This is a genomic window from Exiguobacterium sp. J17977 (genome assembly GCF_018616375.1).
In the GTDB taxonomy this organism is placed as follows: domain Bacteria; phylum Bacillota; class Bacilli; order Exiguobacteriales; family Exiguobacteriaceae; genus Exiguobacterium; species Exiguobacterium mexicanum.
The window spans coordinates 68,870-82,667 of record NZ_JAEQBB010000004.1 but is presented as its reverse complement, the minus strand read 5'-3'; the positions used below and the strand labels follow the sequence as shown (position 1 = coordinate 82,667).

Here is a 13,798-nt window from a genome sequence, read left to right as displayed (position 1 = left end):
ACCCGAGGGGGAAACAAGAATGGACGTACTCAAAGTTTCGGCAAAATCGAATCCTAACTCCGTGGCGGGTGCACTCGCTGGCGTACTTCGTGAAAAAGGAACGTGTGAGATTCAAGCAATCGGCGCCGGGGCGCTCAATCAATCCATCAAAGCGGTCGCGATCGCGCGTGGTTTCGTCGCGCCGAGCGGGCTGGATTTGATTTGCATCCCGGCGTTCACCGATATCATGATTGACGGAGAAGAACGAACGGCAATCAAGCTCATCATCGAACCACGATGAGCTTGCGGTCGGGACATAGGTCCTATTCTTGTAAGAGAAGCCATCGGCGCGGATGGCTTCTCTTTTTTGTTTGAAAAATCGACGTTCTATCTTCTCAGGTTCGTCATTTTATGACAAGATGAAAGGGAACGTGAAGTTCGATTAAGAGATGAAGAGGGGGACGTTTTCAATGGAGCAGCTCGTGTCTACGACAGAGAAGGAAGCAACGACACCTGTGATGAAAGCGATTCAAAAACATACGGCCGGATTCGGGGCCCAATTGGTCGAAGTGCCAATCCCGACACCAGGAGCCGGGGAAGTGTTAATCAAAGTGAAAGCGACATCGATTTGCGGGACCGATGTCCACATTTATGAGTGGGACGACTGGGCAAAGAGCCGGGTCAAGCCGCCATACGTGTTCGGTCACGAGTTCGCGGGGGAAGTCGTGGCGCTCGGGGAAGGAACGAAACGCATCCAAATCGGACAGACCGTATCGGCCGAGACGCATATCGTCTGTCACCAGTGTAAACAGTGTTTGCGCGGGCAGTATCACATCTGTAAGAACACGAAAATCATCGGTGTCGACACGCAAGGCTGTTTCGCTGAGTACGTCGTCATGCCCGAAGAGAACTTGTGGGTCAACCCAGAGTCGATGCCGGCGAAACTCGCCTCGATTCAAGAACCGCTCGGCAACGCCGTCCATACAGTGCTCGCGAGTGACGTGTCGGCCAAGTCGGTCGCCATCGTCGGTTGTGGACCGATCGGGCTCATGGCCGTCGGCGTCGCCAAGGCTGCCGGTGCGAGCCGCGTCTATGCGATTGACGTCAACCCGTACCGGTTGAAGCTCGCCGAGGACATGGGTGCAGACGTCGTCATCAACAGCCTCGAGCAAAATCCGCTCGAATTGATCATGGACGAGACCGACGGGGACGGCATCGATGTCGTCTGTGAAATGAGCGGACATCCGGTCGCCATCGACCAGGCGTTCAAGATGGTCACGGCCGGCGGGGACGTCAACGTGTTGTCACTCCCAGCCAAGCCGGTCGCGATCGACTTGACGCGTGACGTCGTCTTCAAAGGGGTGCGTGTACAAGGCATCACCGGACGTAAGATGTATGAGACGTGGGGCCAAGTGTCGACGCTACTCGCGACAGGTCAATTGAACGTCGAACCGATTATCACGCACGTGTTCAAGCTCGAGGAGTTCGAGCAAGGTTTCGAGCTCATGCGGGCCGGGAAATGTGGAAAGGTCGTCTTAATACCATAACAGGGGGGAATCGATATGGCATTTGAACATATTACAGAAGCAGTCAATGAAATGAAACAAGCGGGCACGTTCCGCTCGCTCGTACCGCTCGAGTCGGCGCAAGCGAATGAGGTCACGATTGGCGGCAAGTCGCTCGTCCAGCTGTCGTCGAACAACTATCTCGGACTTGCCAACCATCCGCGCTTGAAACAAGCAGCGATTGAAGCGGTCGAACAGTTCGGGGCCGGCACAGGATCGGTCCGAACGATCGCCGGGACGTTCGAGATGCACGAGGCGTTCGAACGCGAGCTCGCCGAGTTCAAACATACGGAAGCGGCGCTCGTGTTCCAGTCAGGCTTCGCGACGAACCTCGGCGTCTTGTCGGCACTCCTCGGTCCGGAGGACGTCGTCATCAGTGACGCGCTCAACCACGCCTCGATCATCGACGGCATCCGGTTGACGAAAGCGGCCCGCCGCATCTATAAGCACACCGACCTCGCCGACTTAGAAGCGGCGTTGAAAGAAACGCAAGACTACCGGACGCGCCTCGTCGTCACGGATGGCGTCTTCTCGATGGACGGCAACATCGCGCCGCTCCCAGAAATCGTCGAACTCGCCGAGAAGTATGACGCGGCGGTTATGGTCGACGATGCGCACGCCTCGGGCGTGCTCGGGAAGAACGGCCGTGGGACGGTCAATCACTTCGGGCTCGACGGACGGGTCGCGCTCCAAGTCGGGACGCTGTCGAAAGCGATTGGTGTCCTCGGTGGCTATGTCGCCTGCTCGAACGACATCCGTGACTTCTTGATTCAAAAGGGACGTCCGTTCTTGTTCTCGACGTCACATCCGCCAGCGGTCGTCGCGGCGAACCGTGAGGCGATCCGTGTCATGAAAGAAGAAGAGGAGCTGTTCGACAAGTTATGGGCGAACACCGAGTTCTTCAAGACAGGCCTGCGTGACCTCGGCTTCGATATCGGCCATGCGACGACACCGATCACGCCGGTCATGCTCGGCGAAGAGACGCTCGCGCACACGTTTTCGGACAAGCTGAAAGACCACGGCGTGTTCGCACAGAGCATCGCCTTCCCGACGGTCGAGAAAGGCAAGGCCCGTATCCGGACGATCGTGACGGCGGAACATACCCGTGACGACCTCGAACGTGCGCTCGCCGCCTTCAAGGCGGTCGCGGAAGAATTGAACGTCACGCTTCACGCGTAAGGTTGAAACTGCAGACGAATCGTCTGCAGTTTTTTCATGCAACGAAACGCGAGGCTGTCGACTCTAATGTATGACAGATAAAAAAGGGGGTCGACCGGATGGAACAACGAAGACGCCTCGTCAAGCGGGCGCAAAAAGGCGATGAAGAGGCGTTCATCACCTTGATGCAATACTATGAGTCGACGCTCTATGGCGGTGCACTACGCATGTTGCGCCATGAAGCGGATGTCGCCGACGTGATGCAAGAGACGGTGCTCCTCGCCTATACGAAACTGCATACGTTGCGTGACCCCGAATTTCTACATACGTGGCTATACCGAATCATGCTGAATGAATGTCATCGCCTCATCCGCAAGCGAGAGCGAGAGACAAGCGTGAACGATATCATCATAGAGACAGCGGTAAACGATGCATATCGCGTTGAACTCGACGAGGCGATTCATGCTCTTGCCCCGATGTATCGCGAAGTCGTCACGTTGCGCTATGTGATGGAATTGACGACCCGTGAGATTGCAGACGTACTCGACACACCGGAAGGCACAGTCAAGGCGCGATTGTCGCGGGCGAGACAACAGTTGAAGAAGACCTACTATCGACAGGAGCGTGAATCGGTATGAATGAAGAACTCGACAAACGATTGACACAATTACATAACGATACAAGACTCTCGAGCGGGGCCCGCCAGGCGTTCGATGCTAGCTATGCCAGTATTAGAGAGCAGGCGAACCGGTCGCGTCGCAGAAAACAGCGCCGTATCGGTGGGGTGGTGATGATGGCGGCCGCGGCGATGCTCGTGTTCATCCTGTCGTTTGACGGTACAGCACTTGCCGCCATCGATCGTTTATTTAAGTTCGGGGACCGTGGCGTCGACCAAGTCGTGCTGACGAACGGAGGAGAGCGACCGAACGCGACCGTCACCAATCAAGACGTTTCCATCACATTAGAGCGGGTCATCGCCGATCGCCATCAACTTGCGCTCCGTTTCGTCCTGACAAAAGAGAAAACGAGATGGGAAGACGTCACTGACGTGAGCCTTGATTATCGGGTTCGAAGTGAAGATGGATCGTATATCGATGAGATGGTACCGGATACGAAACCATTGAAGGGGAAAGGAGTAATGCGTAGCCATCAAGTGAACGTGATGGTCGATGAGAACGGATCGCTCGTGTATGAAGTGTTGAGCGAGGCGGGCGACAAAGACATTCCGTCACTTGAAGGGACGACAATCGAGATTGAGACGGTTCGGCTATTCGGTGACGGGGCGACCGAGACAATCGATGGTGATTGGCGCCTCCCGATTACGCACGTGACGGTGCAAGATGTCATCCGTTATAAAGCGGACGATGTCGACTCTTCGCTTGACGTCGGGAGTGCCGTCGCCGACCAGACATCGATGCGAATCCAGCTTTCCGTCAACGGGGACGATTACGATGAGAACTATTTTATCGACCATGTGAAGCTCCGTGATGCGAAAGGGAATGTGTACAACATCGAATCCGGCTATAGCCGGACGGTCAGTGCGGGAAAAACAAATCTGGTGTTCCAAGTGCCATTCACGTCAAGAGATGCCGTGTCGGAACTGATGCTGATTGTGGAAGGCATTGGTCAAGTAAAGCTTCTACCCGTTAATAAGTGACTAACAGCATGCCTGACTCAGGTATGCTGTTTTAGTTTGAAAATTTTGGTAGACATTTTGGGGGGATGACTCTAAAATTTGAAAGGGAATCATTCGAAATTCATTTTTATTTCAAATACCGAATTTATGATCAAGGAGTTTTAGAAATGTCATTATGGATTAATCTTATCGGAATCGCCTGTGTCGGTATACTGTTTTCCACAGTGGGTATTTATCTACTGATTAAACCCGGAAAAGAAATCACGGATGGTTCAGGGAGTGAGGATAGCATCATCGCTACGATTGTGATTCATGTTGTCCTAGTATTCATGACAACGAAACATCTCGGTGCAATCTTGCTACTCGTCGGCATCGGTCTGGGAGTCGTCATGTATATCCTATTATATGACGCACTGTTTCCCTACGAAAAAGCGATGAGGATGCAATGATGGGACAAAACAGAAGCTTATTCATTGGAAGTGTTTTTGCCCCTGATCAGTTTTCCATCCTGACGATTTCGCCACCATTTATCATCAATGTAATTTTTAGTGTATTGATTTTAATTGGAGTCTTTTATTTCCGAAGTGAAACGTGGAAAGGATTAATTTTGAATATTTTTTTGACGATGTGGTCACTTCTTTTTATCTCGACATATATCATGGCTTGGTACGTGCGATTAAAACATGATATCACGCCAGAATTTGGCTCGTTATTTGAGTCAGGTCCGTTTCCAGGATGGAAAGAGTTGCTTACACCAAATATGGAGGAACCAAACGTAACAGGGGATGCCATTGCTTATGGTGCTTTGCTCTTTTATACGCGTAATTTTAACGGTTGGTATATATGGGTGTTAAGAGTAATCTCAATCGTTCCTGTTAGTCTATTTTTCATCAAGTACATTCCGGTCGTCTTCCAGTGGCTGTTCATGTGAAAAAAGCAAGGCACGTAGCCTTGCTTAAAGGATGAACATGCCGCGGAATCCACGGGCCGCATAATAGGAGTCGGCCCCATTATGATAGACGAAGATGTGGTCGTAGCGGCGGTCGCAGAACAAGGCGCCGCCTTTTTGACGGATTGATTCTGGGGTGGCAATCCAGCTCGACGTCTTCAAGTCGAACGTACCGAGCGTCTGCAGATGGCGATACGTTGCTTCGTCGAGTAGCTCGATGCCCATCTCTTTAGCCAACGCGACGGCACTCCCCACCGGTTTGTTTTTCTTTCGTGCCGCTAACGCCGCATCGTCATAGCATAGGCTGCGTCGACCGCTCGGACTTTCCGGTGAGCAGTCGCAAAAAGCTAAGGTGCCGTTCGGGAGTCGAATGACGTCCGGTTCGCCACCGGTCCGCTCCATCTCGGCCAGCGTGGCGAGTTTACGGTCGTCCGCTTGAAGACGCGTCAAGATGTCGGGCCAGGTGAGATCTGGATGTCGTTCCGGGTTGGAGATAAAGCGCGCTTCGAGAGTGTTCAACAACTCGGTTGTTTCTTCGTGTGAAAGGGTGGACATCATCAATCACTCCATTCCAAGGTTTCTTTCAGTATACGACATCACTTGTGAACGATTCAGCATACCGTTTATGGAAAGGGGAATACATTTTGGATTTCGATGCATTAGATGTTCAGCATCTACACGCGCAAACGTTCCAAACGATTGATTTGTTTCAATTCAAAACGATTTGGTCTGATTGTCTGCCGAATGATTCTTATCGTGTGACAGATTATTCAGAGCTGAACTTACATATGACGAAGCAAGAATTAATTCAGCTTCGATGGATTGATTTGACGTTACCGTTCGTTATCTATTCGAATGAACAGCTCGTGTTTTTGTATGACCCGTATCATCGCAAGCTACATACAGATACAGTTGTGTCCGTTGAGCTAGCGGGACATGATGTTTCTTTTCTCGATTTTATAATGGTGCATAGCCAGACGTTTCATGATCCGGATTCGTATTCTCTGAAAATGGAGGATGTTTATGGTTTGGCACCGGACAGTCAATGGAGGGAATTTGGGTTACCGAAAGTGACTGCCCCTGCGGCATTCATTGCGGACTTATTCTTCGCACTCGGTGTCACTTCATTCCAAGTCGTCTTATCCAAAAATAAATTGTTATCTCATTTTGAGTCTTGGGCGAAGCGGACCGGAAGCAATCATACAATTGAATCTAGTGGAAAATGGACGTGGTCAAAGACGTATAAGGTAAGCTGTGATGTCTCCCGACAACAAGTACAAGCTGTTCATCAACTTTTGTCACTCTTGGAACATTATGAAGAGTGGGAAGGGTTCCGATTTTTAATCCCAAACGAAACCGGAATCGTCTCATTGTTCATCGGAGGCGATTTGACGCAAGGATATGGCTACGGTGTGTTTCAATATGAACATCCTGGAGAGGTGGTTTCCAATGAGATTTGAAGATTTGTTCCTGTATGACGGGATGATGCATGTGTTTGCTTTCAATTATGACCTCGGACCTAAGACTCTGACGTTCAATCTACAGCTCTCCGACCACCCTAGGAAACGGAACGCCTCTTTCCGTGAGCGGCTCGAGGCGGATGAGATCCATCCGCAAAGCGAGGTGGTGAACGTGAAGCTCCGCTTTGAAGACATCATCTACATGGAAGTCATCGATGAATCGTATGCCGATGGAGTGGTGATCACGCCTCATGACCAGTTTGAAGGACATCAAATCATTCGTTACATGAGATCAGGTTATCTCGAGCAGCTCCAAGAGACGCGTTTTCAGTTGTGGGAGTTCATTAAACCGGATGATGCTACATTGTGTCACTATCGGATATACGGTATGGATAACGTACTTGAGATCATCACGATGTCGGACCCGATTGTCGAGGCGGCGATCGGATTGAAATGTTTCCGTCGCGGCAGCCCGACCATCTATTTTGGCGGGACGCATTACTCAGAGCAATCGTAACAAGCTCCCATATCAGAAAACAGGCGCCCTCTCTGACTGAGAAGGCGCCGTTTTATTATGCGGATTGGATCACATCTTCCGTCAAATCGATTTGTCGACCGAGCCAGACGAGCGGGACGGTCAAACCTGCGCCAATTAAATAGACGATGGCGATCGGCAATCCGTCCGCGAGCATTCCGAACGTCAGGCTGCCGATGCTGAAGGCGAGGGTATAGGCCGTCTGTTGGACGCTATAGACGTACGGAAGCTGCGTGGCCGTTGTCGTTTCCTGGAGCAGCGTGTTCGTCTGAATGATGCGGAGCTGGGTGGCGTATCCTTGAACCGCGAGCGCGACGAGCGCGAAGGCGATATGAGACGTCACGCCGAACAATAAGGCGGCCCCGACCGACAGCAGGGAGCTGATCCCAAGCGAACTGCTTCGTTGAGCGCGATACAGATACGCACTGGCCAGAATCATGCTGATCAAGAAGCTCGCGTTCATCGTTCCCCACCAGCCCGTATCGATGTGGAGGTGTCGTTCCAGATAGACGAGCAGGAGCGCCGAAATCCAAAGCGTGCTGACGAACGATTCGAACGTGACGAACACCGTGATTAAGCGAGCGTGAGGTGCTGTTCGCACGATGGCGAGGCTGTCTCTTAGGGAAATGTCTGATTCGCCATCTTCTATCGTCACGTCGCGCTCAAGGGAACGGACGAATTGATACGTGACGAGCGTCGAGAGCATGAACATCATCAACGCGATCATCAGAGCAAGTGCGCTAGAAAACGAGGCGACAAGAATCGTACCGAGTGGCCACATCGCCAGCTGGATGAACTGGTTCGACCCTTGAACGAGACTGTTCGCTTGTTGACGATTCGTCGTCAGCCGTGGGATGAACGACGCCTGGACCGGACGGGCGAACCCGTCCAAGAAGGCGATGAGCACGACGAGTCCGAGGACGAGAATCGACTCAGACCAGATGACTGCGCCAAGCAAGACCGTCTTCAACAGTTGTGTGACGAGCAACGTCTGACCGAGGGTGAACCGAGACAAGACGCGGGCAAAGAACAGACCGCTCACGGTCATGCCGATTGTGACGGCAATCGGGAAACTGGCGGCGGCCAGAGCGGAACCGGTCTGTTGATATAACAAAGCGATCAAGGCGACGATATAAAGCACGTCACCGATATTGGCCAGCCATTGATTGACCAGCAGCAGGTAAAACGACTTCATCATGACTCTCCTCCAGAACTATTCAATTTTGGGTGGATGACATGATGTCGAATTACATACTTTCACCGCTTTCAAATTATTTACAAATAGTTTACGATAAAATGATTAAGAACACAAGAAATGAAAAGTGACAGGGGGAAACGACATGTTACACTATGACATCAATGACCAGCTTCAACTACGAATGTTTACCATCGATGATGCGGAGGCATTGTTCCAGTTGACGATGGCGTCGAAGCCATACCTTCGCGAGTGGCTCGGTTGGCTCGATTATACCGAGACGGTCGAGGATTCGCGACAAAATATCGAAGGCAGAATTAAAGGATTGATGGAGACGGGCGGGTATCCGAAATCGTTCGCGATTATGTATCAGGGCGAGTTCGCCGGGACGATTGGCTTCAACGATATCGACCGGGGCATCAAATGCGGGACGGTCGGCTATTGGCTCGGTCAAGACTTTCAAGGCAAGGGCATTATGAGTCAAGCGCTCGAGGCGGTTATCGATTACGGGTTCCGTGACTTGAAACTCGATAAAATCGAGATTCGGGTCGCAACCGGAAACGTGAAGAGTCGGGCCTTGCCGGAACGGTTCGGCTTCCTCGAAGAAGGGGTGCTCCGCAATGCGGAGTGGCTCTATGACCGTTACGTCGATCACGTCGTGTACGGATTGTTGCGAGACGAGTGGGCCCACTGACTACAACGTGTTGAAATGATGGCCGAGCAGTTGGTCGACCGTATAGAAAACGAGGGCACTGCATATTCCGAGTAACGATGCGAAATTAAGTACGCCTGTCTCGAAGATGGATGGATCGAACAATAGTCCGTATGGAAGCACGAACAACCAGCCAGCGATAAGATGGAACACCAAAGACGTCATCCGTTTCGAACGGAATGGCGTCTTTTGGCTAATATACTCGGACAGCAACGACATGAACGTCCCGTAGATGAACACGATCGGAATCGCATAGAGCAGATAGATGGCCACACTAGGTCCATATGACAGCCCGAGCGCTTCGGGGAATAAGAACGGCAACACGACTGGAATAATGAATAGACTGATGAGGGCGGACTGGATTTTCTGAAAGAGCACAAGACGACCACCTTTCTGACAGTAAGTATGGGAATAACGAGGCATCCTACATAAAAAGTCGTCACCTGCAAAGATGACGACTCGTTACGGGGTGACTCTGCCTGACTCGAAAAGCGTCGCGCCGAACTCCGCATACGCCTGCTCATAACGCCGGAGCGATGACTCTTTATGCATACACGTCACGTTCATCCGCTCGAGTGACGTCATGTCGGTCGCATACGTCTTCAAGACGTGGGCGTTCCGGAGCATCGACGGTGTGACCGAACGCGTGAGACCGCTGCGTTCATTCAATTGGCGCATCATCTTCGTGATCATGACGATTGTCAGCTGTTTCGGCTGGTTCTTCGCATACACCCAACGGAACGTCATCCGGGAGAAGTCGAACGAGACGAAGACGGGATCGTCTGAGTACCAACGTGGACGGACCGGCGTCGGGATGTCAGCCAAATAGTTCATGAGGAGCGTCTGGTCCTCTTGACTGAGTTTCAATGTGAACCGGTTACCGAGACGGTCATAGACGTCGAACTCATGGCTCGCGAGATGCAAGTCGTTCATCCGGAGGCGGATGATATGATGCACCCGGAGTCCATATTTATAGAACAACGTGACAATCAGCTCGTTCCGATTGACGAGATACGGATGGGCCTGAAGCTGGTTCTCACTCAGCCCGCTTGTCGAACGGATCGTCCGAACGAGCTTGCTGAACTCGGCGGGCGAGGCGATCTGGTCGACGGTGAGCGTATGGGCCGGCTGGGCATAGGCGAGCATCTTTTTCCGGAGCGGATTCAAAAAGACGGTCAGGCTATTGATGACGGTGACGATTCGGGCGACCGTCGCTTGTTGGTATTGCTTCTCTTCGATGAGGAAGTCGTTGACGAACGTCTTCCACGATTCGAGCGGGACGGCGAGCCACGCTTCCGGGTCATCGAGCTCGACGTTATGGTCATGAAAGTATTTGTGCACATCGATTAAGTCGTACCGATAGCGTTTCAGCGTCGACGGTTGACGGCCGCTCGCTCCGAGATGGAACAAGTACGCCTCGATATATTCAGGCAATGGATACTCTTTTCTACGTTTCGTCATGGACGTTCCTCCTTCTCCTCATATCGTACCACAAACGGACGTTCTCCATTCGTCGTTTCGTGGTAAGATGGAGGATGAGACTTATAGGAATGAGGGATTTTTATGCAACGAGAGAAAGTCATTATCGTCGGATGTCAATTACCGACTGTCGACGATTGGACATATGAACAATCGATGGGGGAACTCGTCGAATTGGTCGATACGGCACGAGGTGAGGTCGTCGCCCGTCTCGATCAGAAACGGCAGCAAGTCGACCGTCGCACGTTTATCGGGAAAGGGAAGGTCGAGGAGCTCGCGGTCCTCATCGAACAGTTCGAGCCGGACATCGTCATCTTCAACGCCGAGCTGTCACCAGCCCAATCGAAGAACATCCGCATCTCGCTGAACGACCCGGACGAGATGAAACTGATTGACCGGACGCAATTGATTCTAGACATCTTTGCCGGACGGGCCCAATCGAAAGAAGGGAAGCTCCAAGTCGAGCTCGCCCAGATGAACTATCTGCTTCCGCGTTTAATCGGACAAGGCACGCAGTTGTCACGTCTCGGTGGCGGAATCGGGACACGGGGACCGGGTGAGACGAAACTCGAGTCGGACCGCCGACACATCAAGCGCCGCATCGACGAAATTAAGAAAAATCTCGAAGGTACCGTCGCGCACCGTGACCGTTACCGGGAACGTCGGAAAGAGAACCGTGTGTTCCAAGTCGCGCTCGTCGGATATACGAACGCCGGAAAATCAACAATTTTCAACCGCTTGACGGACGCCGATACGTACGAACAGGACGAATTGTTCGCGACGCTCGATCCGCTCACGCGTGAGCTCGAATTGCCGCGCGGTGGAAAAGTGCTCATCACGGATACGGTCGGATTCATCCGCGACTTGCCGACGAAACTTGTCGCCGCCTTCCGTTCGACGCTCGAGGAAGTGCTCGGGGCTGATCTCGTCTTGCACGTCATCGACGCGTCAAACCCGCATTACATGAACCAAATCGACACGACGAATTCGGTCTTGTCGGAACTCGGCGCGAGTGAGTTGCCACAGCTCGAGGTATACAATAAGAAAGACCGGTTGACCGAAGACTTCGTCGGCGGACCGCTCGTCATCTCGGCGCTCGATTCGAACGATATCGAGACGCTCATCGGCGCAATCGAAGATAAGATTGCTGATGTGTTGACGAAAGTACACGTCATCTTGCCGGTCCGCTCGTTCGAGCATTACCATCCGGCCAAAGATTCGATGTATCGTCTCGAGGAGAAGTTCCTCGATGACGGTTCGGTCGAACTCGTCGGATATATGAGAGAAGACACGCGTCTATATGCGACGCTGAAACAATTTGAGGTGTGAAACAATGATGTGGCAAGAAAAGATTGCGTATTATGATGAATTGGCCCCGTTCGTGACCGAGGCGGAAGCACGGGTAAAACCATATTTTGAAACGATCGAGGCGACGGCGGAATTCAACCAATACCGCGTCCTCGAGTCGTTCAAAAAACATAAAGTGTCGGATTTTCATTTCAATCCGACGACCGGGTACGGCTATGACGATATCGGGCGCGACACGCTCGAGTCGATTTACGCCGACGTGTTCGGGGCGGACCTCGCCCTGTGCCGCCCGCAAATCATCTCGGGGACGCACGCCATCGGGATCGCCTTGTTCGGTGTGTTGTTGCCAGGAGATGAACTGCTCTATATCACCGGCAAGCCGTACGATACGCTCGAAGAGATCGTCGGGATTCGGGGAGACGGCCGTGGCTCGCTCAAAGAACTCGGTGTCGGCTACGACACGGTCGAGTTGAAAGACGACGAGATCGACGTCGAGACCGTCATCGCACGGATTCGCCCTGAGACGAAGCTCGTCGGCATCCAACGCTCAAAAGGTTACGCCAACCGACGCAGCATCCCGGTCCAAGAGATCGGGGAGGCGATCGCAAAAATCAAAGCCGCGCATCCGCACGTCTTTGTCTTTGTCGATAACTGCTACGGCGAGTTCGTCGAGACGATTGAACCGACCCATGTCGGGGCCGACCTCATGGCCGGTTCGCTCATCAAAAACCCGGGTGGCGGCTTGGCGAAGACAGGCGGCTATATCGCCGGGACGAAAGAACTCGTCGAGCGCTGCTCGTTCCGCATGACGACGCCTGGAATCGGCAGCGAGGCCGGTCCATCGCTCTATTCGCTCCAAGAGATGTATCAAGGGTTTTATATGGCGCCGCATACGGTCGCCCAAGCGTTAAAAGGGGCGCACTTGACAGCGAGCCTGCTCGGATTGCTCGGTTTCAAGACCGACCCACACTACACGACGCCACGGACTGATTTGATTCAATCGGTAACGTTCCGCGATCGCGACAAGATGATTGCGTTTTGTCAGAGCATCCAAATGGCATCACCGGTCAATGCCCACGCGTTGCCGGTACCGGCCTATATGCCGGGATACGAGGATGATGTCATCATGGCGGCCGGGACATTCATTCAAGGCTCGTCGATTGAACTGTCGGCCGACGGACCGCTTCGCGCCCCTTACACTGCCTATGTGCAAGGCGGTTTGACTTACGCCCACGTCAAGGTCGCACTCATGCTCGCCTTGAGCCAATTACGCACGAAAGAGCTCGTCACATTTGACCGTGACAAAATCTCACAGAAGTTGTAACCGAAATGTCATGTTAACTTTCTTAACATCTATTGACAGGTAAGTTGTCATGTATTATTCTCACAGTGTGAGACAGAAAAGGAGGGGTAAGAGATGGCCGATCAATTTCGTCGCTCCAACCCGTTGTTTCCGATTGGAATCGTTCAAGATTTGACCCAACTGACAGGTAGACAGATTCGGTACTATGAAGAACAGGGTCTGATTTCGCCTAGTCGGACGGAATCGAAACGACGGCTCTATTCCTTTAATGATGTCGAACGTCTACTCGCGATCAAGGATTTCATCGATCAAGGGTTCAACTTGGCGGCGATTCGTCATATGCTCGACAATGCGGACGCCAAAGAAGTGGAACCAGCAAAAACAACGGTCGAGGAACCACCGAAGATCTCTGAACAAGAGTTACACAAACTATTGAAAACACAGCTTCAAGAAGCTGGCCGTTTCAATAAGACGTCGCTCATTCAAGGTGAGTTGTCACGTTTTTATCGATGACGCCAG

The 13,798-nt window shown here is 52.3% G+C and carries 17 protein-coding genes; 13 read left to right on the top strand and 4 right to left on the bottom strand.

The annotated features are described in order from the left end of the window. Nucleotides 1–19: 19 nt before the first annotated feature. The 7 genes from KNO58_RS08430 to KNO58_RS08400 all read left to right on the top strand — a co-directional run bounded on the left by KNO58_RS08430 (nucleotide 20) and on the right by KNO58_RS08400 (nucleotide 5,269). Nucleotides 20–280, top strand: a complete 261-nt coding sequence (locus tag KNO58_RS08430) for a stage V sporulation protein S (RefSeq protein ID WP_012726477.1) — start codon at nucleotides 20–22, stop codon at nucleotides 278–280. A gap of 169 nt (nucleotides 281–449) precedes the next feature. Continuing rightward, the gene (tdh, locus tag KNO58_RS08425; RefSeq protein WP_214753052.1) at nucleotides 450–1,526 is read left to right on the top strand and encodes an L-threonine 3-dehydrogenase; all 1,077 of its coding nucleotides are present in this window, start codon (nucleotides 450–452) and stop codon (nucleotides 1,524–1,526) included. Between the two features lie 15 nt (nucleotides 1,527–1,541). Next, nucleotides 1,542–2,723, top strand: coding sequence for a glycine C-acetyltransferase (locus KNO58_RS08420; protein ID WP_214753050.1), 1,182 nt, complete (start codon nucleotides 1,542–1,544; stop codon nucleotides 2,721–2,723). Between the two features lie 98 nt (nucleotides 2,724–2,821). Continuing rightward, on the top strand, nucleotides 2,822–3,340 hold the full coding sequence (locus KNO58_RS08415; RefSeq protein ID WP_214753048.1) for an RNA polymerase sigma factor: 519 nt from the start codon (nucleotides 2,822–2,824) through the stop codon (nucleotides 3,338–3,340). Continuing rightward, nucleotides 3,337–4,359 (top strand): DUF4179 domain-containing protein, encoded by a 1,023-nt coding sequence (locus KNO58_RS08410; protein ID WP_214753046.1) that lies wholly within the window; start codon nucleotides 3,337–3,339, stop codon nucleotides 4,357–4,359. Before KNO58_RS08415 ends, KNO58_RS08410 begins: the two co-directional genes overlap by 4 nt. A 146-nt stretch (nucleotides 4,360–4,505) precedes the next feature. Further along, on the top strand, nucleotides 4,506–4,787 hold the full coding sequence (locus KNO58_RS08405) for a hypothetical protein (RefSeq protein WP_214753044.1): 282 nt from the start codon (nucleotides 4,506–4,508) through the stop codon (nucleotides 4,785–4,787). Next, a complete protein-coding gene (locus KNO58_RS08400) occupies nucleotides 4,787–5,269 on the top strand; it encodes a hypothetical protein (RefSeq protein WP_214753042.1) in 483 nt (160 codons plus the stop codon). The genes KNO58_RS08405 and KNO58_RS08400 overlap by 1 nt, the downstream gene beginning before the upstream one ends. 24 nt (nucleotides 5,270–5,293) lie before the next feature. Here the strand turns inward: KNO58_RS08400 and KNO58_RS08395 are convergent, their stop codons facing one another. After that, on the bottom strand, nucleotides 5,294–5,842 hold the full coding sequence (locus KNO58_RS08395; protein WP_214753040.1) for a DUF4256 domain-containing protein: 549 nt from the start codon (nucleotides 5,840–5,842) through the stop codon (nucleotides 5,294–5,296). Between the two features lie 89 nt (nucleotides 5,843–5,931). Here KNO58_RS08395 and KNO58_RS08390 point away from each other — a divergent pair, with 89 nt between their 5' ends. Together KNO58_RS08390 and KNO58_RS08385 are read left to right on the top strand one after the other, a co-directional pair. Further along, on the top strand, nucleotides 5,932–6,747 hold the full coding sequence (locus KNO58_RS08390; RefSeq protein WP_214753038.1) for a hypothetical protein: 816 nt from the start codon (nucleotides 5,932–5,934) through the stop codon (nucleotides 6,745–6,747). Continuing rightward, nucleotides 6,737–7,264: a hypothetical protein gene (locus KNO58_RS08385; RefSeq protein WP_214753036.1), complete on the top strand. Its 528-nt coding sequence runs from the start codon at nucleotides 6,737–6,739 to the stop codon at nucleotides 7,262–7,264. The genes KNO58_RS08390 and KNO58_RS08385 overlap by 11 nt, the downstream gene beginning before the upstream one ends. Before the next feature lie 55 nt (nucleotides 7,265–7,319). Here KNO58_RS08385 and KNO58_RS08380 read toward each other — a convergent pair whose 3' ends face one another. After that, nucleotides 7,320–8,480: an MFS transporter gene (locus KNO58_RS08380; protein WP_214753034.1), complete on the bottom strand. Its 1,161-nt coding sequence runs from the start codon at nucleotides 8,478–8,480 to the stop codon at nucleotides 7,320–7,322. Between the two features lie 142 nt (nucleotides 8,481–8,622). Between KNO58_RS08380 and KNO58_RS08375 the strand changes: the two genes are divergently transcribed. Next, a complete protein-coding gene (locus KNO58_RS08375) occupies nucleotides 8,623–9,171 on the top strand; it encodes a GNAT family N-acetyltransferase (protein WP_214753032.1) in 549 nt (182 codons plus the stop codon). On the opposite strand, the gene KNO58_RS08370 is transcribed toward KNO58_RS08375, so the two are convergent. Both KNO58_RS08370 and KNO58_RS08365 read right to left on the bottom strand, forming a co-directional pair. Next, entirely contained in the window at nucleotides 9,172–9,567 is a 396-nt protein-coding gene (locus KNO58_RS08370; protein ID WP_214753030.1) for a hypothetical protein, read from the bottom strand. Nucleotides 9,568–9,651: 84 nt separating this feature from the next. Then, the gene (locus KNO58_RS08365) at nucleotides 9,652–10,650 is read right to left on the bottom strand and encodes a site-specific integrase (protein WP_214753028.1); all 999 of its coding nucleotides are present in this window, start codon (nucleotides 10,648–10,650) and stop codon (nucleotides 9,652–9,654) included. A gap of 102 nt (nucleotides 10,651–10,752) precedes the next feature. Between KNO58_RS08365 and hflX the strand changes: the two genes are divergently transcribed. The 3 genes from hflX (at nucleotide 10,753) to KNO58_RS08350 (ending at nucleotide 13,792) form a co-directional block, all read left to right on the top strand. Then, nucleotides 10,753–11,997, top strand: coding sequence for a GTPase HflX (hflX, locus tag KNO58_RS08360; protein ID WP_214720227.1), 1,245 nt, complete (start codon nucleotides 10,753–10,755; stop codon nucleotides 11,995–11,997). Between the two features lie 7 nt (nucleotides 11,998–12,004). Then, entirely contained in the window at nucleotides 12,005–13,300 is a 1,296-nt protein-coding gene (locus tag KNO58_RS08355) for a methionine gamma-lyase family protein (protein ID WP_214753486.1), read from the top strand. A 93-nt stretch (nucleotides 13,301–13,393) separates the two neighbouring features. Beyond that, nucleotides 13,394–13,792, top strand: coding sequence for a MerR family transcriptional regulator (locus tag KNO58_RS08350; RefSeq protein WP_128122378.1), 399 nt, complete (start codon nucleotides 13,394–13,396; stop codon nucleotides 13,790–13,792). Nucleotides 13,793–13,798: the final 6 nt, after the last annotated feature.

Excerpts from the sequence above, each read along its gene's own strand:
- KNO58_RS08430 (WP_012726477.1), top strand. The coding sequence starts at position 20 with ATGGACGTACTCAAAGTTTCGGCAAAATCGAATCCTAACTCCGTGGCG.
- tdh (WP_214753052.1), top strand. The coding sequence starts at position 450 with ATGGAGCAGCTCGTGTCTACGACAGAGAAGGAAGCAACGACACCTGTG.
- KNO58_RS08420 (WP_214753050.1), top strand. The coding sequence starts at position 1,542 with ATGGCATTTGAACATATTACAGAAGCAGTCAATGAAATGAAACAAGCG.
- KNO58_RS08415 (WP_214753048.1), top strand. The coding sequence starts at position 2,822 with ATGGAACAACGAAGACGCCTCGTCAAGCGGGCGCAAAAAGGCGATGAA.
- KNO58_RS08410 (WP_214753046.1), top strand. The coding sequence starts at position 3,337 with ATGAATGAAGAACTCGACAAACGATTGACACAATTACATAACGATACA.
- KNO58_RS08405 (WP_214753044.1), top strand. The coding sequence starts at position 4,506 with ATGTCATTATGGATTAATCTTATCGGAATCGCCTGTGTCGGTATACTG.
- KNO58_RS08400 (WP_214753042.1), top strand. The coding sequence starts at position 4,787 with ATGGGACAAAACAGAAGCTTATTCATTGGAAGTGTTTTTGCCCCTGAT.
- KNO58_RS08395 (WP_214753040.1), bottom strand. The coding sequence starts at position 5,842 with ATGTCCACCCTTTCACACGAAGAAACAACCGAGTTGTTGAACACTCTC.
- KNO58_RS08385 (WP_214753036.1), top strand. The coding sequence starts at position 6,737 with ATGAGATTTGAAGATTTGTTCCTGTATGACGGGATGATGCATGTGTTT.
- KNO58_RS08380 (WP_214753034.1), bottom strand. The coding sequence starts at position 8,480 with ATGATGAAGTCGTTTTACCTGCTGCTGGTCAATCAATGGCTGGCCAAT.
- KNO58_RS08375 (WP_214753032.1), top strand. The coding sequence starts at position 8,623 with ATGTTACACTATGACATCAATGACCAGCTTCAACTACGAATGTTTACC.
- KNO58_RS08365 (WP_214753028.1), bottom strand. The coding sequence starts at position 10,650 with ATGACGAAACGTAGAAAAGAGTATCCATTGCCTGAATATATCGAGGCG.
- hflX (WP_214720227.1), top strand. The coding sequence starts at position 10,753 with ATGCAACGAGAGAAAGTCATTATCGTCGGATGTCAATTACCGACTGTC.
- KNO58_RS08355 (WP_214753486.1), top strand. The coding sequence starts at position 12,005 with ATGTGGCAAGAAAAGATTGCGTATTATGATGAATTGGCCCCGTTCGTG.
- KNO58_RS08350 (WP_128122378.1), top strand. The coding sequence starts at position 13,394 with ATGGCCGATCAATTTCGTCGCTCCAACCCGTTGTTTCCGATTGGAATC.